This window comes from Flavobacterium sp. ov086, from assembly GCF_900187965.1.
GTDB lineage: Bacteria > Bacteroidota > Bacteroidia > Flavobacteriales > Flavobacteriaceae > Flavobacterium.
The window spans coordinates 26,580-47,556 of the sequence record NZ_FZNL01000033.1 but is presented as its reverse complement, the minus strand read 5'-3'; the positions used below and the strand labels follow the sequence as shown (position 1 = coordinate 47,556).

The 20,977-nt window shown below is 33.1% G+C and carries 18 protein-coding genes; 9 read left to right on the top strand and 9 right to left on the bottom strand.

Features of this window, described 5'->3' with window-relative positions; translation table 11 throughout:
* The coding region (locus CHB81_RS24610) for an integrase core domain-containing protein (RefSeq protein ID WP_141130416.1) at positions 1-302 on the top strand (302 nt) is incomplete at its 5' end.
* A 63-nt stretch (positions 303-365) separates the two neighbouring features.
* On the opposite strand, the gene CHB81_RS24605 is transcribed toward CHB81_RS24610, so the two are convergent.
* The 3 genes from CHB81_RS24605 to CHB81_RS24595 all read right to left on the bottom strand — a co-directional run bounded on the left by CHB81_RS24605 (position 366) and on the right by CHB81_RS24595 (position 6,324).
* Positions 366-2,600 (bottom strand): hypothetical protein, encoded by a 2,235-nt coding sequence (locus tag CHB81_RS24605; RefSeq protein WP_089354471.1) that lies wholly within the window; start codon positions 2,598-2,600, stop codon positions 366-368.
* Between the two features lie 89 nt (positions 2,601-2,689).
* Complete coding sequence (locus CHB81_RS24600) at positions 2,690-5,377, bottom strand: carboxypeptidase-like regulatory domain-containing protein (protein WP_089354470.1); 2,688 nt, start codon at positions 5,375-5,377, stop codon at positions 2,690-2,692.
* A 32-nt stretch (positions 5,378-5,409) separates the two neighbouring features.
* A complete protein-coding gene (locus CHB81_RS24595) occupies positions 5,410-6,324 on the bottom strand; it encodes a GLPGLI family protein (RefSeq protein WP_089354469.1) in 915 nt (304 codons plus the stop codon).
* Positions 6,325-6,559: 235 nt separating this feature from the next.
* On the opposite strand from CHB81_RS24595, the gene CHB81_RS24590 reads away from it, so the two are divergent.
* The 4 genes from CHB81_RS24590 (at position 6,560) to CHB81_RS24575 (ending at position 8,849) form a co-directional block, all read left to right on the top strand.
* A complete protein-coding gene (locus tag CHB81_RS24590) occupies positions 6,560-7,375 on the top strand; it encodes a hypothetical protein (RefSeq protein ID WP_089354468.1) in 816 nt (271 codons plus the stop codon).
* A complete protein-coding gene (locus CHB81_RS24585; protein ID WP_072970398.1) occupies positions 7,375-7,989 on the top strand; it encodes a deoxynucleoside kinase in 615 nt (204 codons plus the stop codon). Before CHB81_RS24590 ends, CHB81_RS24585 begins: the two co-directional genes overlap by 1 nt.
* Before the next feature lie 192 nt (positions 7,990-8,181).
* Entirely contained in the window at positions 8,182-8,478 is a 297-nt protein-coding gene (locus CHB81_RS24580) for a type II toxin-antitoxin system HigB family toxin (protein ID WP_089354467.1), read from the top strand.
* A 2-nt stretch (positions 8,479-8,480) separates the two neighbouring features.
* Positions 8,481-8,849, top strand: coding sequence for a type II toxin-antitoxin system HigA family antitoxin (locus CHB81_RS24575; RefSeq protein ID WP_089354466.1), 369 nt, complete (start codon positions 8,481-8,483; stop codon positions 8,847-8,849).
* Between the two features lie 168 nt (positions 8,850-9,017).
* Here the strand turns inward: CHB81_RS24575 and CHB81_RS24570 are convergent, their stop codons facing one another.
* The 5 genes from CHB81_RS24570 to CHB81_RS24550 all read right to left on the bottom strand — a co-directional run bounded on the left by CHB81_RS24570 (position 9,018) and on the right by CHB81_RS24550 (position 16,608).
* A complete protein-coding gene (locus CHB81_RS24570; RefSeq protein ID WP_089354465.1) occupies positions 9,018-11,564 on the bottom strand; it encodes a sodium-translocating pyrophosphatase in 2,547 nt (848 codons plus the stop codon).
* Positions 11,565-11,677: 113 nt separating this feature from the next.
* On the bottom strand, positions 11,678-12,208 hold the full coding sequence (locus tag CHB81_RS24565) for an inorganic diphosphatase (protein ID WP_089354464.1): 531 nt from the start codon (positions 12,206-12,208) through the stop codon (positions 11,678-11,680).
* A gap of 110 nt (positions 12,209-12,318) precedes the next feature.
* Positions 12,319-12,918, bottom strand: coding sequence for a DNA-3-methyladenine glycosylase (locus tag CHB81_RS24560; protein ID WP_089354463.1), 600 nt, complete (start codon positions 12,916-12,918; stop codon positions 12,319-12,321).
* Positions 12,919-13,060: 142 nt separating this feature from the next.
* Positions 13,061-15,562: a DUF5686 and carboxypeptidase-like regulatory domain-containing protein gene (locus CHB81_RS24555; protein WP_089354462.1), complete on the bottom strand. Its 2,502-nt coding sequence runs from the start codon at positions 15,560-15,562 to the stop codon at positions 13,061-13,063.
* 68 nt (positions 15,563-15,630) lie between these two features.
* A complete protein-coding gene (locus tag CHB81_RS24550) occupies positions 15,631-16,608 on the bottom strand; it encodes a pyruvate dehydrogenase complex E1 component subunit beta (protein WP_089354461.1) in 978 nt (325 codons plus the stop codon).
* A 493-nt stretch (positions 16,609-17,101) separates the two neighbouring features.
* Between CHB81_RS24550 and CHB81_RS24545 the strand changes: the two genes are divergently transcribed.
* The 4 genes from CHB81_RS24545 to CHB81_RS24530 all read left to right on the top strand — a co-directional run bounded on the left by CHB81_RS24545 (position 17,102) and on the right by CHB81_RS24530 (position 20,631).
* Positions 17,102-17,848 carry an electron transfer flavoprotein subunit beta/FixA family protein gene (locus tag CHB81_RS24545; RefSeq protein ID WP_041516527.1) on the top strand — a complete coding sequence of 249 codons (747 nt, stop codon included), beginning with the start codon at positions 17,102-17,104 and terminating at the stop codon, positions 17,846-17,848.
* 104 nt (positions 17,849-17,952) lie between these two features.
* On the top strand, positions 17,953-18,921 hold the full coding sequence (locus tag CHB81_RS24540; protein ID WP_089354460.1) for an electron transfer flavoprotein subunit alpha/FixB family protein: 969 nt from the start codon (positions 17,953-17,955) through the stop codon (positions 18,919-18,921).
* Between the two features lie 164 nt (positions 18,922-19,085).
* The gene (locus CHB81_RS24535; RefSeq protein WP_059114911.1) at positions 19,086-19,709 is read left to right on the top strand and encodes a bifunctional nuclease family protein; all 624 of its coding nucleotides are present in this window, start codon (positions 19,086-19,088) and stop codon (positions 19,707-19,709) included.
* Between the two features lie 70 nt (positions 19,710-19,779).
* Positions 19,780-20,631, top strand: a complete 852-nt coding sequence (locus CHB81_RS24530) for a thymidylate synthase (protein ID WP_089354459.1) — start codon at positions 19,780-19,782, stop codon at positions 20,629-20,631.
* A gap of 40 nt (positions 20,632-20,671) precedes the next feature.
* Here CHB81_RS24530 and CHB81_RS24525 read toward each other — a convergent pair whose 3' ends face one another.
* Positions 20,672-20,968: an isoamylase early set domain-containing protein gene (locus tag CHB81_RS24525; RefSeq protein WP_089354458.1), complete on the bottom strand. Its 297-nt coding sequence runs from the start codon at positions 20,966-20,968 to the stop codon at positions 20,672-20,674.
* Positions 20,969-20,977: the final 9 nt, after the last annotated feature.

Genomic DNA, 20,977 nt, shown 5'->3' with positions numbered 1-20,977 from the left:
AAAGAGAACTAATCAAAAATAAAGTCTTATGCAGTATGACCCAAAACTCAGACCCGTATGAAAATGCCGTAGCAGAAAGAATTAATGGAATTTTAAAACAAGAATTTATGATCGATAAATATCATCAAAAAATAAAAATTACAAAACAAATTATAAAAGAATCGATCAATATTTACAATGAACAAAGACCACATTATTCTAATCATATGCTAACACCAAATCAAATGCATTGTCAAAATCAAATCCAAATAAGAACCTATAAAAACAAAAACAGTTGCAAGAACGTTCTTGCAACTGTTTAATTAATTATTTTTATCTAATAATCAGTGTCGTTTTTTTAGGACGAGACATAAACCTATTATTTCTTAATACGTTCCATTTTGCATTTTACTCAACGTCTCTTTAATTTCTGTCGCCGTTTCTTGTTCAACTTCGGAAGTTAAAAATTTAACGGCTAATGTTTGTGTTTCGATTGCTTTCTGCTTTTGATCGTCTTTATAGTATAATTGCGCCAAAGTATCTAAGTAATACGGATTATTTTTGGTTACAACCAAACTATACTCTGACCAACTAATTGCAGATTTCAAAAACTTAGAATTAGCAGGTTTTAAAACTATAGACCACGCTGCAGAATTACTTAAGTTAGAATGATATTCTTTAAACGCATTCCATCCATTATAAGAATAATCAGAAGATTCGTCTAAACCGGAATACATCTCATCTAATTTTTCAATTGCATTTCCTTTATCTGTTCCTAAATAGGTATTAAAGTAAGAACTAAACTCTTTTAAGTAGGCTATATCATCTATAGAATTTTCAGTTTCTGAACTTAAATAATCAAAATAGGCTTTATAGCAATCAAAACTTCCTTTGCCGGTTGCAATCAATTTTTTGTAAATAGCAATAATTTTATTTTGATTTGCTTTTCCTGTAACACCTTCTGTTGTTATAGCACTATTTTGTTGTAATGCAGATGAAATTTCAAAACTTAAACTTCCTTTTAACAACGCTAAAGCATTTCCGTTTTCATCTTCAATATTCATTTTTTCGATGTCATCGTAATGTTTTAATAAATAGTCAATCGCCAAGAAATCAGTATCATTAAAAACTCTTTCTTCATTAAAGAATTGTTTAGTAAAGCCCACATTTTTTATTTCTCTCAAAATTGTTTCTACCAAATCTCTATTAGGTTTCGTATCTTTTTGATGTGCCTCAATTGTTTTTTTCCAGGTTTGAGAAACCACTTTTTTATCCAAAGTAACTTTGGCAAACTTAAAATCTGCCGGATTTACCTCTTGTGCAACAGCATCAGTTGATTCGTATTCATAAGGAATATCAAGTATTGAAGCTTGCTTAAAAGCAGAAATAATATCTGCATCTGTAGCTTTTTTATTTTTAGAAACTTTATCAAAAGTATAAAAAGCATTTACCCTATTCAGTTTTTTGGCAAATTCATCATAATAACTAAATTCCGATTGTTTATCTGATAATTTAGATTTTGAAGTAGCCAGAATTACGCCGTCACCATTTAAGATAGCCAAACTCGGATTCTCGGTTATTTTATTGGATTTCAACCATTTTTTATCATTGGCTGTAGTCAAATAATAATTGAAAACGTCATATTGCGGATTATAAACATCATACATATTATACCCAACTTGCGTTTCCTGATCTTTAACAAAAGTATCAAAGTCAGCTTTCGCCGAAGGATTTTTACCATCAACAGCAACTATCAAAAATTTGCTTTTAGAATCTTTTGTAGCAGTAATTGCTTTCTTTAAGTTATCTTCTATTTTGAATTTAAAATCAATTTTAGAAGTCGTAGCTACATCAGCATAAGCACTATCAACTGATACTTCTGTACCAAAATCATCCTTTACCAAAGCCTCTTTTCCCGGATAGGTCCAGTTTGAAACCGTCTTATTTTCAAGAGGAATTATGTTTGAAGTTTTATCAGGCTGAGCATCTTTTGCATTTACAAATGCAATCGGATTCTTTCCTGTTTGCTCAGAAATCATCAGCTCATTTGTCTTTTTATCAAAATAACCTGAAATGTTTATATCTCCTAAAGCATCCAGCTCATATTTTACCGTTACTTCTGAAGCCTCTTTTGGCAAAGCATATTTCGAAATTTTGCTTTCACCCTGATAATCTTCATAAACCAAATACAAAAAGTCAACGCGATCAATCTCAAACTCTAAATCAATTTGTACCCAATCAGGATCTACCTTTGCTCTTATGTCTGTGATTTTTTGATACTGAACAGGCTCTGCTCCATTTTGTGTACCAATATAAAATGTGTAATAAGAAGGATCTAAAAACTTAATTTTAACTTTTTTGGCATTTTTATCATTCTTAAATGCCACATCAAAAGAAGCTCCGGATTTTACCGCTTGAGAAAACAATAACGAATCTCCTTTTATCTTATAATCTCCGGAATAAAAAACCAGCTCGTATTTATTATCCTCCAATAAATTTAATTTGATTTTTTGGCCTTTGTTTGTAGACAGATAAGATCCTTTTTCAATTCCTTTTGTTTGAGAATAAGAAACAGATATTAAACAAAAGATCATTAAGAAACTCCATATAAAATTACGCATGCTTAGAATTTTGTTTGTTAATAGAAACACAAAGATATTTCTTTCTTTATTAAAACAATCACCAAAGCATAAAGTTTGTACTGAAAATACTATAAATTATATTTCATCGAAAATATAATGTAACGAGGCTGAACAGTATATTGCGAAACTCTGGTCGAGAACTGCGAGAAGCTGTCATCATTGAGATATTTAGTATTTAGCAAGTTGGTTGTCGAAACTTTATATTCCCATTTACTGTCCTTTTTTTGGTAGACTAAACTTGCATTTAAGAAGTCATATTCATTATCAACCGTTTTATTTCCGTTGTAATAATGGTAAAACTCATATTCTGAAACAAACGAAAAACTATCCAAAAAATAGTAATCTAACCTCGCAAAAGGTTTGTCTGTATAATACGTCGAACCACTGTATTTGTTGATCAAAGCATTATATCCAAACTCAATATTAGGCAGGTTTTTATAGTTTGTTGAAGCTTTTACTGTATAACTTTGACTAAAACTCTCCGTAGTTGCCGAAACATTATTCTGAATATTATTAAACTTTGACCAATTCAAACTTGCATTAACAGAAGCTTTATAATTCTTCAGGAAAGAACGTCCGTAATTTCCCATTCCGGAGAAAGTTTCATCGGCTAAATTCGAATTATATGGAACTGATGACTGATTAATTCCCTTAAATTCTGCTGCCGTTTTTATCGCATCTACTTTTTTAGTATAAGTCGCATTAGCAAAAATATTCTCAAAATTGAACATATTATACTTGAAATATCTTAAAGTATGTACCTGTGAAGTAGCATTTTCTAATAAACGATTTCCTCTAAATAAACTACTGTAATCAGATAAAACATAACCCGAAGCCAACTGATTAATATCTGTAAAATCATTTGTCAAAGAGAAATTATAAGTCAACGTTTCTGCCTTTTTAATTTGATATAAGGCGAAAAAATCAGGTAATACCTTGGTGAAATTTTGATAATAATCTGTCCCTGATTGTGTGTTTGTCATCGAATAGGAATGCAAACTAAGACCTGGTGTCAATGTAAATTTACCTGACAAAATCTTATAATGAAAGCCTAAAAAAGCATCATTAAAATTGTAGTTAACCTGATTGTTATTTTGCGGATCATTCAAATCATTTCTATCTCCATTATCTAACATTTGAAAAATATGAGAATTAAAATCCTGATACGAATACGTGTTTCCTAAAGTTACATTGATATTACTTTTTGGCGTTACCATATAATAGTAATCCAGTTTTGCATCCAGCTTATTCGTTTTCACAAACCGATCCTGATTCAAATCATTTCTCTGTTGTCCTGAAGTATAACCGGACAAAACAAAAGGCTGTGTTTTCAGGTTTGCATTATAAAACGGATTTTCGTCCTGATATAAATGCTGCATTTCAAAAGCAAAAATATTCTTGTCGCTTTGGGTATAATACAAACTCAAATTTTGATTTATTGATGTCGGATCTTGTTTTTTATTCGTCAAAATCGTTTCCAGTGTCGAAGTGTTATTTACAACAGATTCCCTTAACAAATCAGTATCTTCATCTTGCTTGGATAATTTGGTTAAGATGTCGTAATCAAACTGAAACTTGTCATTTGGCTTGTAAGTCGAACTCAATTTAAAAAGTCCAAGATTGTTTTTTTGATGCGTCAATTCATCACGTTTTTGCTCATCTCCCGAATCTAAGATTGTAGTTTGTGATTTAGTTTCAAGATCTGTTTTTGAAGTGGAAATGATTCCGAAACCGCTAATATTCCAAGCTTTTGTAACCGAATATGAAAAGTTGGTTGCGCCGAATTTCGTTTCGATTTCTTTTGCACGATTATTTCTCAAGACCGAAATTCCCAAATCATTAGAAGAAACATTAAAAGTGCTTCCGCCTTTTTTCATCATATTTTTAAATCCACCCGTAAACTTGAAATAATCCTGGGCCGTTAAGGGCAATTCGCCAATATTATTAAAATTGGTAATTAAATTAATGCTGTATTTTGGACTGTAATAAAATAGTTTAGGATTAATAATATAACGACTATCCAGTTCTCCAACGCCAATTCCGGCGGTTGCATCTCCAAACCAGAAGTTCTTTTTCCCTTCTTTCAGTTTAATATTCATCGCAACATTATCCTGATCGTTTTCGAGACCTTTTAATTGACCAACTTCGTTATAATTTCTTAAAACCTGAATTTTATCAATCGCATCTGCAGGGATATTTTTAACGCCTAACTTGGTATCTCCATCAAAAAAATCCTTGCCTTCAACCATTAATTTGCTGACTTTTTTTCCCTCAACTTCAATTTCACCATCAGCATTTACTTCAACTCCTGGAAGCTTTTTCAAGACGTCTTCCAGTTTTTTCTCCGTTCCGGATTTAAAAGAATCTGCATTATAAACAATAGTATCGCCACTTATCGAAACAGGCATTTCACGAACAATTTCGACGCCTTCCAATTCAATTCCAGTATCATCCATGACAATATTTTGGACAATATTCTCCGTTTTAGTAGAGATTGTAATTTCTTTAGATTTCATTCCGAGATAACTCACTTTAACCGAATAAGAAGTATTTGGTTTTAAAGTCAGTTGAAACTTTCCTTTATCATTGGTAATTCCATAAGAATCCATTGCTTTTGTAGCCGTATTTACAGCCATAATATTGGCCATTTCCAACGGATTTTTTTGTTCGTCCTGAATAAAGCCATCAAAACGAACACTTTGAGCAAAAGAGATCGACGTCATTAAAAAAATGACATAAAGGAGTATGTTTTTCATTGAAAAAAAATAAAGATGAATGTGCTTAAAGTTTATCGTCTGATCATAACAGGACCACCTCCGGGACCGCCTTCGCGCCCGCGATTCATTTCTCTAAACTCTTCCATTTTTTTAATTACGGTTTCATCGTATTCTTTCTGCGAAACCACTTTTCCTTTTTTAGAGGGTTTTATTTCAACTTTATCTTTAGCATTCAAAACAATTTTTGAACATAAAATGGTTGTTTTTCCATCATTGATTTCCAGAATTAAACCAGGTAAACCCCAATAATTCTCAGGTCCCTGATTCACCGGGATTTCTGGCGAATACCAAGCTGTGACAATAATTTCTTTTGGCATTTCAAAATTATCTTCAAAATTGGTTTTCGTTTCCCCCGACGTTTTCTTTACATCGTCTTTCTTTTCTTCAGGTTTTTTATCATCCTTATTTTTTCGTCTGAAATTTCTAAAATCAGTTTTGCTTGGTTCTTTTACAGCTGTCGCTTTATAGCAAATATATCCGCCAATTTGCTTGGTTTCCTGTTCTAGTTTCCAGTTTAATTTTGGCAAAGAATCTACCACCAAAAATTCTTTTCCCATAAATTCCTTGTCGACTGTGTACGATTTACTTTTTACATCTTTATAAAAAGTTCCGCCGCCGCCCATAAACGAATTCATCATGATTCTCATTCCACCGCCTTGTTGCCCCGGAGTTTCGAGTTTTTCTTCTTCTTTATATATAGAAGCGGATTTATCGAAGTTTAGAATAAAAGTTTTCTCCAGCATTTTTTTCATTCGCTCTTCCATGTTCTTTTGCATTTCTGGCGTGATATCTCGATTGCCACGCATACCTTCAAACTTAGGCGCTTGTGTTTTTGACTCATAAACAGCCATTCCCTGAAAATCTTTCTGCGCCTGAGCCTGCACAAAAACAAGCATCAAAGACATATATAAAACTATATTTTTCATTGTATTTTCTTTTAAATTCAGTAAATCCGATAAAACTTACATTCAAATGTATTATTAATTTTAAGATCCAAAAAGTTAAATATATCAATGCCCTTATGATATAGACTAAACTGCTTATTATTAAGACCATTACATTAAAAAAGCTTCAAAAAACAAAATCATCTAAATCTACCCTATTTAAGTACCTTCCTACTTTTGTTTTTTGTAATTTGGCTCTTTTAGAAAACCAAATCTTATGAGCAAAACGGTGCGTAAACTTTTATTTCTACTTTTTCTTACCGGCTCTTTTCTATCCGTTTCTGCACAGATAGGAAAAATGAAGGCTACTCAAATTTCTCACTTTAATACAGATATTGATGAGTTTTTAGGTTATGATTCTTTTGGTTTTTCTTATCAGATAAAAAACAATGTCTTCAGTAAAATCAAAGAAAAAGAAATCCTTGAATACAAAAATGTTTCCTTGGGAGAAATCTCGAAAGTTGATTTGCAGAATCCTTTAAAACTAGTTTTGTTCTATGATGATTTTAATAGTGTGGTCTTATTAGACAATCAACTGAATAAAATGACAGAAATTAATTTTTCATTAAACAATACACCAATTGTTGTCAGTGCGATTGGAATGTCAACCCAAAATCAGTTGTGGATTTTCAACACTTTGAATCAACAAATTGGACTTTTTGATTATCTGAAAAATGAATACAAAACGGTTTCCACTCCGTTAACAGAATCAATAAAATACTACCAAACCGATTTTAATACTTTCTACTGGATTGATAAAAAAAACAATTTCTTTTCCTGCGATATTTTTGGGAAAGTGACTTCCTTAGGAAAAGTTGCTGATTTTGATAAATTTGAAGTTATTAGTCCTCAACAATATATTTTCAGCAAAGCTAATTTGTTGTATTTTAAAGATATTAGCAAACCAAATTCGGATGCAGTTTATGAAATTGAAATTTTAGAAAAATCGTTTGACAAATTCTGCTACAAAGACCAAATTTTATCTATTTTTACATCTAAAGAAATCACAAATTATAAAATCGTAATACCGTAATGCACATAGCAATAGCAGGAAATATAGGCGCAGGAAAAACTACTTTAACTAAATTATTGGCGAAACATTTTAAATGGGAGCCTCATTATGAAGACGTAGTTGACAATCCGTATCTGGACGATTTCTACCATCAAATGGAGCGCTGGTCGTTTAATTTGCAGATTTATTTCTTGAATAGTCGATTCCGCCAAGTACAGCAAATTCGCGAAAGCGGTAAAAAAATTATCCAAGACAGAACGATTTATGAGGATGCTTACATTTTTGCTCCCAACTTGTACTCGATGGGATTAATGACAAGTCGTGATTTTGAAAATTACACTTCTCTTTTTGAATTAATGGAATCTTTGGTAAAAGCTCCGGATTTATTAATCTATTTAAGAAGCTCTATTCCTAATTTAGTGGGACAAATCCACAAACGCGGACGTGAATATGAGAATTCTATTTCGATCGATTATTTAAGCCGTTTGAACGAAAGATACGAAGCCTGGATACAGACTTATAACAAAGGAAAACTTTTAATTATCGATGTTGACAATATCAATTTCGTAGATAATCCGGAAGACTTAGGAAACATCATTAATAGAATTGATGCTGAATTAAATGGGTTATTTTAGAAACACGAATTTCACGAATTTACACTAATAAAAAAATGCCTCTAAATAATTTAGAGGCATTTTTTGTTTCCAGAAGCTTTGTCAAAGTTTTAACTTTCATTAAATATTTTTGTAAATAATTTCTTATTTTCATAGTATTGAAAAATCAATTTCCCAATTTGGGAAAAAACAACTATATTTGCCTAACTAATTATGAGAATAATAGCAAAAAGAACCTTGCAGAATTTTTGGAAACGATTCCCGAACTCCGAGCAACAATTATTATCCTGGTATCAAATTTTTGATAAAAATAATTTCAATAATTCTAATGCTATAAAATCTATTTTTGGTTCGGCAGATTTTGTAGGTAGCAATAAAGTTGTCTTTAATATTTGTGGGAATCATTATCGTTTAATTGTAAAAATTAATTACGAAACTCAAATAGTCTATGTTTTGTTTGTGGGGACGCATAATGAATATGACGATTTGAAAGACATTAAAAATTTGTAAAAATGGAAATAAGACCTATAAAAACAGAAAAAGATTATGATTTAGCACTAGAAAGAGTAAACGTACTTTTTGATGCTAAACCAAACACAAATGAAGGCGATGAATTAGATATTTTAGTAACACTTATAGAAAAGTATGAAAAAATTCATTATCCAATTCCTGAACCTGATCCAATTGAAGCTATTAAATTCATGATGGAGCAAAACGGACTTACAGATGCCGATCTTGGAGTAATTTTAAATAGCCGATCAAGAGTTTCAGAAATATTTAAACGCAAAAGAGCTCTGAACATAAAACAGATTAGAATTTTAACCGAAGTATTGCATATTCCCGCCTCAACTTTAATCAAAGAATATGCGTTGAAACACTAGAAACAAAAAAATGCCTCTAAATTATTTAGAGGCATTTTTTATTTATAGAACTTTTTTCAAAGTTTAAAAATATTTTCGCTTATTTAAGCCAAACCCGACAGGTTTTAAAAACCTGTCGGGTTTATGAGAGCGTAAAAAACTTTGACAAAATTATATCAAGTTGTCTTTTTATTTTGCAGCTTCAATTTTTGCTTTTACTTCAGCTTCTGTTCCTTCATAAACTTCGGTAGTTGTTTTTCCGTTTTCTGTTTTCGTTACAGTTCCAACGGTTACACCATTTACAGTCGATAAATTAACCTCAAGTCTGTTTTTACTGTATTTAGTAGTATCAAAACAATCTGTTTTTTGATGCATGTATTTTCCGTTTGCATCATAATTTGCTAAACATTTTGCAGTTTCTTCAGCTGTACATCCTTTTTCTTTGCACATTTTCGCGCATTCTTCTTTAGTCATTCCTGACATATCTCCGCATTTAGAAACTCCTCCTGCGTGCATTTCCATTTTAACACAACAAGAACCTTTTTGAGCCATTCCAGAGGAATGTCCTTCTCCTAAAATTGGTGCAACTACCAAACCAATTAAACAAGTTAGTTTAATCAAGATATTCATTGATGGTCCAGAAGTATCTTTAAAAGGATCTCCAACTGTATCTCCGGTTACTGCTGCTTTGTGTGCATCAGAACCTTTATACGTCATTTCTCCATTGATCATCACTCCTGCTTCAAAAGATTTTTTAGCGTTGTCCCAAGCTCCTCCTGCATTGTTTTGAAAAACTGCCCAAAGCACTCCGGAAACTGTAACTCCTGCCATATATCCTCCTAACATTTCAGCAATTAACTGATTGTTGTTTCCATAAACTAATTTACCTAACAATACGATTGCAATCGGGAAACCAATTGTCAGGATTCCTGGCAACATCATTTCGCGTAAAGCAGCTTTTGTAGAAATCTCAACACATTTTCCGTATTCAGGTTTTCCGGTTCCTTCCATAATTCCCGGAATTTCCTTAAACTGACGACGTACTTCATAAACCATATCCATAGCTGCTTTTCCAACAGAGTTCATCGCTAATGCCGAGAAAACTACTGGAATCATTCCACCCACAAAAAGCATCGCTAAAACTGGTGCTTTAAAAATATTAATTCCATCAATTCCTGTAAAAGTAACATACGCTGCAAATAATGCTAAAGATGTTAATGCTGCGGATGCAATTGCAAAACCTTTTCCGGTTGCCGCAGTTGTGTTTCCTACTGAATCTAAAATATCTGTTCTGGTACGAACTTCTTTTGGTAATTCGCTCATTTCGGCAATTCCTCCAGCATTGTCTGATATTGGTCCGAAAGCATCAATCGCTAATTGCATCGCTGTAGTAGCCATCATTGCCGAAGCTGCCAAAGCTACTCCATAAAATCCTGCTAAGGCATACGAAATCCAGATTGCTGCCGCAAACAATAATACTGTTGGAAATGTAGAAATCATTCCTGTTGCTAAACCAGCAATAACGTTTGTTCCTGCTCCTGTCGATGATTTTTGTACAATTGCCATAACCGGTTTTGTACCTAATCCTGTATAATATTCTGTAACCGACGAAATAGCTCCACCAACTACTAATCCGACTAAAGTGGCGTAGAAAACACGCATTGACGAGATATCTTTAGAACCTTCTCCAAAAAAGCTCATTTGCATCGTTTCCGGCAACATATATTGTACTAAGAAGAAACAGGCAATTGCAGTTAAAACAATCGAAACCCAGTTTCCTATATTTAAAGCTTTTTGTACTTGTGCTTCTTTAGCATTATCATCTGATATTTTCACTAATGTAGTTCCGATAATCGAGAATAAAATTCCGAAACCGGCAATTGCCATTGGAAGTAAAATTGGACCTATTCCGCCAAAAACATCCTGAATGTTTCCGCCCATATCTTTGATCACATAGTTTCCTAAAACCATTGCAGCCAAAACTGTTGCTACATACGAACCAAATAAATCTGCTCCCATTCCGGCAACGTCTCCAACATTATCTCCAACGTTATCTGCAATTGTAGCAGGATTACGAGGATCATCTTCCGGGATTCCGGCTTCAACTTTACCTACTAAATCAGCACCAACATCGGCTGCTTTTGTGTAGATTCCACCACCAACTCTGGCAAACAATGCAATTGATTCTGCACCAAGTGAAAATCCCGCTAAAGTCTCCAAAACTTTGGTCATATCTTCAGATGAAGTCCAAACTCCGTTCATAAATACTTGAAAGAAAACAATAAAGAATCCTGTTAGACCTAAAACTGCTAAACCTGCAACACCAAGTCCCATTACTGTTCCACCGCCAAAAGAAACTTTCAAGGCTTGTGGTAAACTTGTACGAGCAGCCTGAGTTGTTCTAACATTCGTTTTAGTAGCTATTTTCATTCCCATATTTCCAGCTAAAGCAGAGAAGAATGCACCAAAAATAAAAGCTACAACTATTAATATATGTGTGGTAGGAACGATAAAAGAAATTCCGGCTAAAACTAAACTGGCGCCAATTACAAAAAAAGTCAATAATCGATATTCGGCTTTTAAAAATGCGAGAGCACCTTCGTAAATGTGATCTGAAATCTCTTTCATTTTGCCATCACCCGCATCTTGTTTTAAAACCCAAGTCCTTTTTATTCCCATGAAAAGTAATCCTATAATTGCCATAACAATTGGCAAGTAAATCATAAATGCATTCATAATATTTTAACGGTTTTTGGTTAATAGTCAATAAACTAACTAAAACGAATTTAAACAAAAAAGCAATACTCCTGACGGAGTATTGCTTTTTTTATAATAGAATAGGGCAAAAATTATTTAATACTAAATAATCCCTCTGGTTTGTTTTCAATATCGTTAAAACGCTTAGTACACTCAGCAATAATTGTAAAAGCTTCGTTTACGTCTCCCCAACCTTCAACATCTACTTGTTTGTTTTCAAGATCTTTGTAAACCTGGAAGAAATGCTCGATTTCTTTCAATAAGTGTCCATTAATATCTGAAAGGTCATTTAATGAATTCCAGATTGGATCTGAAACTGGTACACAAATAATTTTCTCGTCTGGTCCTTTATCGTCTGCCATATGAAAAACACCAATTGGTTTTACTTCTATAACACATCCAGGAAAAGTTGGTTCGTTTATCAAAACCAATACATCAAGAGGATCACCATCAAGAGCTAAAGTTTCAGGAATAAATCCATAATCTGCAGGGTACATCATTGAAGAGAATAACATTCTGTCGAAACGCATTCTTTTGATTTCAAAATCGTACTCATATTTATTTCTGCTTCCTCTTGGTATTTCGATCAATACATCGAAAGTCGTTAGTTTGTCTGCGGTCATTTTCGTTTTTTATTTTTTCTATAAATTCGATTGCAAAAGTAACTAAAGAATCCTTTTTTACAATAAAAAACTGCATTAATCTACGCACTTTTCTTTTAAATAACAGCCAGTTAATATGTAATTTTTCTGTTTCGCTTATTTAAGTAATAATGCCAAAGTAAATATGTGGCATAAGATCGATACGGACTCCATTGTTTGGCATGAATTTCCATTTCTTGTTTGTCGTGAATATCAAGCAATTCTTTGATTGTATTTACAACCGCAATATCTCCCAACGGAATCAAATCCGGTTCCTGGAGGCAAAACATCAGGTAGATATCAATAGTCCAATTTCCGATGCCTTTGAGCTTTATCAACTCTTCCCGAACTTGTTCAGCGGATTTTGTCGCTAAACTCTCTATATCTAATTCTTGATTTAAAACGGCATCGGCTAAGATTTTGATGTACTTCGTTTTTTGACGGCTTACACCAAGGTTTCTAAATTCTTCATCCGGTAAAACTGACATAGTTTCGGGATTACAAGTTGTATAAGCTTTTATTTTTAAGAATGTGGCTTTCGCCGAATCTATAGAAACTTGTTGCTCGAGAATTAACAATACCAAAGTTTCGAAACCTTGCGGGCGTTTCGGGATTGGCGGTAATCCATATTTTTGGATAATTTCCTGAAATATTGGATTTTTGGTTGATAGAAAATCAATTGCTTCTTGCATAACTTTGATTTAAGTCTGTTCAAAATTAAATAAAAAAGAATCTCGCAAAGACGCGGAGACGCAAAGAATTAAAAACTTAGCGACTTGACGTCTTTGCGAGATTATTAAATAGCTTTCGCTTTTATTTCATCTGACAAAAAAATTAGAAATAAAATCCAAAAGATCCTTTTACTGCAAATTTGTTGGCATCTGGTGTATCTAAATAACTTCCTCTCCAAGAGAAATCGATTCTGAATACTTTAAAGATATTTCCTATTCCGGCGTTATATTCCCAATATACATTTTCTGGCGCATTATAAGGCTGATCTGAAGCATTTATTGCTCTGTTAGCGTTTGAAATAGTTCCGTGAACTGCTTTTACGCCTACAAATTCTCTCCAGTTTAGTTTTCTCATAAATGGAATTCTGGAGAATAATCTTCCTCCAAAATCATGATTCCATTGTAAAGTTGTGTATTGATCTGTTATGAACTCATAAAAATTTAAGTTACTAAACGTATTTTCGATTGTAAAATAAGTCTGGTTCCCAGGAATCACACTCATTAATCCTAACGGAATTGTACCAAAGGTTTTTCCGGTTTCAAGAATAATATTCGATCTTCCTAAAGGCCCTATAATAATTGGCTGTTTATAGAATAATTGTATTTTTTCGTAAGCAAAATCACTATTAAGAACTCCTTTTAAACCATAACTAAAGTTTACAAAGAAATGGCTAAATGGGCTATCAACAAGACTACGTTCTACTCCAAAACCTATAGTTTTACGATTTGGCATATACTCAAACTGAATATTTGCCTCAGATTGCGTTACAGAACTTTGAACAACTCCGGCAGGATTTGCTGCGGTTGGCAAAGTACTATAATAATCTAAACTAAAAATAGGAGAAGCTGATTCTAAAGTTCTATAGGAAAGTCCTGCCTGAACAACGAAATTCTTTTTGACCTCCATTTCAACAGAAACATTACTCAAATTTATATTGGTTAATTTTCCGTTACTTCCAGTTGTAAATAAAGCCGATGAAGCAAAACTTCGCCCCAAAATATCATTTGTCGTGGTTAAGCTGGCACCTATTTGTTCAATATCACGCCTATTTCCTCCCGAAATAATAATTCGGTTTTTCTTGTCGACCATCCATTTTCCTGAAACTCCGTATTTGAATTTATTATCATCAAATCCGTATGCTGTATAAGCTTGTATACGCCATGGATCGTTTGGTCCAAAATAGGTTCTTCCTCCTGCTCTGATCCTCAAACCTTCGACTTCATTATAACCAAATGTGGAGAATATAGGTCCAAAATCGAAGTTTTTAAATTCGACATAACCACTGCCTAAAATCGAGACGAGACTATATAATTGCTTAAATCGCTTGACGGTTTGCAAGGTATCTAACATTTTATAGATTCCTGCTTCGTCTTTATTTAACTTCTCAAAACGATTTTCTTCCCAGAATTCTGGCGGTCGGTCATAAACAGCGTTGTCAATAAAATTGACTTCTTCTTTATAAAACTTTTCCGGTTTTGGCAGATTGAATTTATGATTTCGATATAATGTTGTTCGTTTTCCGTAGACTCCTTTCGATTTTTCTTTTTTATTCAACGCAAAATCCGACATCATATAATCGCGTGTCAATAGAAAAATAGAGTCATTTTCTACATCAAATTCCTGTTCGATATAAATATCTTTTACCCAGTTAATATTGGCACTTTTAGTCACACCCATATTAATTTTCTTGATTGCAAAAGTAGAATCGTTTACCCAAAAGTCTCCTTTAAAGGTTAATTCGTTTTTACGTCTTGGATAAAAAACAATATTATAACACCATTTTTTGTCAATAAATGCACTGTCTTTTAAAACATAATTATAGACATCAATTCCGGTTGTTGAAAGCGGACTCGTAAAACTCTTATCAAAAAATTTAAGGTGATTATCATAAATATTATAATCTGAATAAAGATCTTTTACAAATGACAAGATCTGCTGATTGCCATTGAACCCTGACATTTTATTCCCGGTTATATTCTCTTTTACCTTCTTTAATTTATTATCGCCATAAACATCATAAACAGATTCATTGATGAAAATTGGCAAATACGTTTTTCCGGTAACATCTGATGTATCAACATGATTAAACACAAACTCCATTCCTTTAAAGAGTTTATTCTTCATAAAAGCACTATCGATTGTGTTCATGTCGAACTCAACTTTCTCGTACTTTTGCATTTGATACTGATTGAATTGATAAAGACCGTTTTTACGTTTTCTTTCCCAAATTTTTCTCAATATATCCAATGCAGGATTATTCTTTTTGGATGTTTTACCGGTAAAAATTACAACTTCATTTAATGCTTCAGCTTCATTCAAAACAATTTTAAAATCATAATTTACAGCTTTTTCTAACGGAACCTCCTTGTCAGAAAATCCGGCAGAAGTAACTAATAAAGCCGTATAAGTGTTTGGCGATTCGAGATAAAAACGCCCATCTTCATTAGAAACGATTCCTGTATTTGATCCTTTAAAAACAACATTGGCAAATGGAACAGGCTGATTTGATTTATCCAAAACAATTCCGCTCACTTTAGTTTGTGCAATAGCAATACTCGCAAATGCGAATACAAAAAACAGGCTGAGTAAAATTATTCTTTTCATAATCCGGCAAAAAAAAAACTTCATCAATTAATATGACTGATGAAGTTTTATGAGTATTGTTTAATTGACTATTTGTACATTACTTTCTTTACTGCTTTTACTACATCAGCTGCATTTGGCAACCAGTCTTTTAGTAAAACAGGAGAGTAAGGTGCTGGTGTATCAGCAGTTGTAATACGTTGAATTGGCGCATCAAGGAAATCAAAAGCTTGCTCCTGAACGATATATGTGATTTCAGATGAAATACTTGCAAATGGCCATGCTTCTTCTAAGATTACTAAACGATTTGTCTTTTTAACAGATTTAAGAATTGCATCTTTATCCATAGGACGAACTGTTCTTAAATCGATAATTTCACATGAAATTCCTTCTTTAGCTAATTCATCAGCAGCAATAAAAGCTTCTTTGATAATTTTTCCGAAAGAAACGATAGTTACATCTGTTCCTTCACGTTTAATATCAGCAACTCCTAATGGAATTGTATATTCTCCGTCTGGCACTTCACCTTTGTCACCATACATTTGCTCAGATTCCATGAAAATTACAGGATCGTTATCACGAATTGCAGATTTCAAAAGTCCTTTTGCATCGTAAGGAGTTGAAGGCACAACAACTTTAAGTCCCGGAGTATTTGCAAACCAGTTCTCTAAAGCCTGAGAGTGAGTAGCTCCTAATTGACCTGCAGAAGCAGTTGGTCCACGAAAAACGATAGGCACATTGAATTGTCCTCCTGTCATTTGACGCATTTTAGCAGCGTTATTTATAATTTGATCAATACCTACTAAACAGAAGTTGAATGTCATATACTCAACAATAGGACGACAACCGTTCATAGCTGATCCTACTGCAATTCCTGTAAAACCAAGCTCAGCAATTGGAGTATCGATTACTCTTTTTTCGCCAAACTCAGCAAGCATTCCTTTTGAAGCTTTGTAAGCTCCGTTATATTCTGCAACTTCTTCGCCCATTAAATATATGGATTCATCGTGACGCATTTCTTCGCTCATCGCTTCACAAATGGCCTCTCTAAATTGTATTGTTCTCATATTTATATTGTATGTTGAATTTTCTGAAGAGCAAAAATAAATATTTTAAATAACTTAAAAGCATAAATTAGATTTAAAATCACATGAACTTCCTTCTGTCTTCTGCTTTTAACTTTTTAAAATTTATTGTGATATTTACGAAATCGATGTAAAAGCAACTCTTTCATTCCTAAAACACTTTTGATACAAATTCAACTTTATTTGTTGCATTCTTAATTTTTACAAAATTCTTTCTTTAAAACGTAACAATTCAAATTGTAGTATAATTACAGCCAAAGTTTAACAGTTGTTGATCCTTATCCCATTACAAAATTCCTAAGAATCAATCAAAATGACTGCATTATCTCTTTTCAGCAACCATGAAACAGCTTCAAAATTTCAGAATCTGCGAAATCGTAATAGTTTTCAAAAAATATTATGCATGCATAGTATATTATTCCGATTTTAATTTCTAAATTTGTAAAAGAATATTATAAATATAAAATATATACTTATGAAAATATTAGTTTGCATCAGCCACGTGCCTGATACTACTTCAAAAATTAACTTCTCCAATGGTGACTCAGAATTCGATACCAATGGTGTTCAATATGTAATTAATCCTAATGACGAGTTTGGTCTTACACGTGCAATTTGGTTTCAGGAACAACAAGGTGCTACTGTAACTGTAGTAAATGTTGGAGGTCCTGATACAGAACCAACTTTACGTAAAGCATTAGCGATTGGTGCAAACGAAGCTATCCGCGTAAATGCAAACCCAACTGATGGTTTTTTTGTTGCAAAACAACTTGCCGAAGTAATTAAAAATGGTGGTTATGATTTAGTAATTGCCGGAAAAGAATCTTTAGATTATAATGGTGGAATGGTTCCTGGAATGATCGCAGGAATTTTAGGTTCAAACTTTTTAAATTCTTGTACTGCCTTAACAGTTGACGGAAATAATGTAAAAGCGGTTCGTGAAATTGATGGCGGAAAAGAAACTGTTAGTACTACTTTACCATTAATCATTGGTGGTCAAAAAGGTCTTGTTGAAGAAAAAGATCTTCGTATTCCAAACATGAGAGGAATTATGACTGCAAGAACAAAAGCTCTTACTATTCTTGAGCCAGTTGACGCTCCTGTAAATACAAAAGCGGTGAAATTTGAAAAACCAGCTCCAAAATCAGCAGTAAAATTAGTTTCTCCTGATAATTTAGATGAGTTAATCAATTTATTACACAACGAAGCAAAAGTAATCTAGTAATCAGTTTTCAGTCGCAGATTTCAGTTTATAAACTTGAAACCTGACCCGAGAGCTTTGCTCGAATAGGCGGAGCAAACTTTAAACTTTTAAACAAAAAAATTATGTCAATATTAATATATGCAGAATCTGCAGAAGGAAAATTTAAAAAAGTTGCTTTTGAATTAGCTTCTTACGCTAAAAAAGTAGCCGAAACATTAGGAACTACCGTTACAGCTTTAACAGTAAACATCAGTGATGTAAGCGAATTGTCTAAATACGGAGTTGATAAAGTATTAAAAGTAAACAACGATAAATTAGCAGGTTTTACAGCTAAGGCTTACGCCGATGTTATCAAACAAGCTGCTGAAAAAGAAGGAACAAAATTAGTTTTACTTTCTTCTACAACAGATAGTATTTATCTTTCATCATTAGTGGCAGTGGCTTTAAATGCTGGTTTTGCTTCAAACGTTGTTGGATTACCGGTTAGCACTTCGCCTTTTCAGGTAAAAAGAAATGCTTTCTCAAACAAAGCTTTTAACATTACTGAAATCAACACTGATGTAAAAGTTCTTGGTTTAGCTAAAAACTCTTACGGAATCTTCGAAAGTGCAGGATCTGCAACTGAAGAAGACTTTAATCCAACAATTGGCGACAATGATTTTGGAGTAAAAGTAGAATCTGTAGAGAAAGTAACAGGAAAAGTATCAATTGCTGATGCTGATATCGTAGTTTCTGGCGGACGTGGACTTAAAGGTCCTGAAAACTGGGGAATGATCGAAGAATTAGCTTCTGTATTAGGTGCTGCAACGGCATGTTCTAAACCAGTTTCTGATTTAGGATGGAGACCTCACAGTGAGCACGTTGGACAAACAGGAAAACCAGTTGCAACTAACTTATATATTGCAATAGGAATCTCTGGAGCTATTCAGCATATCGCTGGTATCAACTCCTCAAAAGTAAAAGTAGTTATCAATAATGACCCTGAAGCTCCTTTCTTTAAAGTGGCTGATTATGGTGTTGTTGGAGATGCATTCGAAATTGTACCTCAATTAATTGAGAAATTAAAAGCTTTCAAAGCTCAACATTCTTAATTTAAAAATCTCTATAAAAATATAGCTGCCTAAAAACAAGATAATCGTATCTTTGTTTTAGGTGGCTTTTTTGTTCCATATTTTTTGATTAAAATTGCACCTTTATTTTTCAATCAAAAAAAGTACTAAAATGAGGCATTAATTGCCCTTTTTTACCCACATATATGAGTCTAGTAAAATTATCCATAAAAGGAATTTCATACAGTCAAACTCAAAATGGCGCTTATGCCTTAATTTTGAATGAAGTTGATGGCGAAAGAAAATTACCTATAGTTATTGGCGCTTTTGAAGCACAGTCAATTGCTATTGCCTTAGAAAAAGAAATTAAACCTCCTCGCCCATTAACACATGATTTGTTTAAAAACTTCGCAGAAAGGTTTGATATTGTAGTAAAACAAGTAATCATTCACAAACTTGTAGATGGTGTTTTTTATTCAAGTTTGATTTGCGAAAGAGATAAAATTGAAGAAATTATCGATGCCAGAACTTCTGATGCAATTGCTTTAGCATTACGTTTCAATGCACCAATTTTTACCTATAAAAACATTTTAGACAAAGCCGGAATTTACTTAAAATCAAATACTGCAGAAACTGATCAGGGTTCTCAGGAAATTGACGACGTGCTTTCGAATCCTGAAACTTTTGGTCACGAAGAAGAAACCAATCAATCCGGAGATGTTTATGCAAAACATAGTTTACAAGAACTAAATGAGCTTTTAGATCAGGCGGTTTCTCAGGAAGATTATGAAAAAGCAGCAAAAATCAGAGACGAAATCTCAAAACGTTAATTCTTATTGTTTAATTGTGAATTCGTTTAATCGATTAAACAGTTCAACGAATAACTGAATAAACCAAATTATGAAACAATACTTAGATTTAGTAAAACATGTTTTAGAAAACGGTAACCAAAAAGGGGACCGAACAGGAACCGGAACAAAAAGCGTTTTTGGTTATCAGATGCGTTTTGATTTAAGTGAAGGTTTCCCAATGGTAACAACCAAAAAATTGCACTTAAAATCTATCATTTACGAACTGCTTTGGTTTTTAAAAGGTGATACAAATATTAAATATCTTCAGGAAAACGGAGTAAAAATCTGGGATGCCTGGGCAGATTCTAATGGCGATCTTGGTCCCGTTTATGGACATCAATGGAGAAATTGGAATAGTGAAGAAATCGATCAGATATCTGAATTAATTACAGAACTAAAAACAAACCCAAACAGTCGTCGAATGCTGGTTTCTGCATGGAATCCATCGGTTTTACCTGATACTAAAAAATCATTTGAAGAAAACGTTGCAAATAACAAGGCTGCTTTACCTCCTTGCCACGCTTTTTTTCAGTTTTATGTTTCGAGTCCCGACACTGAAAAAGGTGAAACAAAAGGGAAGCTATCTTGTCAATTATACCAACGAAGCGCCGATATATTTTTAGGGGTTCCTTTTAATATTGCTTCGTATGCATTATTAACTATGATGATTGCTCAGGTTTGCGATCTTGAAGCAGGAGAATTTATTCACACCTTTGGAGACGCGCACATTTATAACAATCATTTTGAACAACTAGAATTGCAATTAACCCGTGAGCCAAAACCATTACCAAAAATGATTTTGAATCCTGAGATTAAAAACATTTTTGATTTTGATTATAATGATTTCACGCTTGTAGATTACGAGCCGCATGCCGGAATAAAAGGAAGTGTTGCTGTATAAAAATTATAAAAAAATCCGCTTAAAATTTTAAGCGGATTTTTTATATCACTAATACACTGTTTTCGCTTCCTGCAAAATCATTCCATTTATACGAATCAGCTTCAGGATCGTTAACATAACTTCCGTCAATCACATACTTAAACTCGTAAATTGCATCTTTTACTAAGTCATAAGTAGCTTTAAAAGTTCCGTTTTTCAACTTACTCAAAGTTCCTTCTTCAACACTCCAGTTGTTAAAATCTCCAACAACTGCAGCCGAACTTGCATCTTTAGCATCTATAGAAAATGTAACTTTACAAACCGGCTTCGTTTTAATAAATTGTTTCTTTAAAGACATAACTATTTA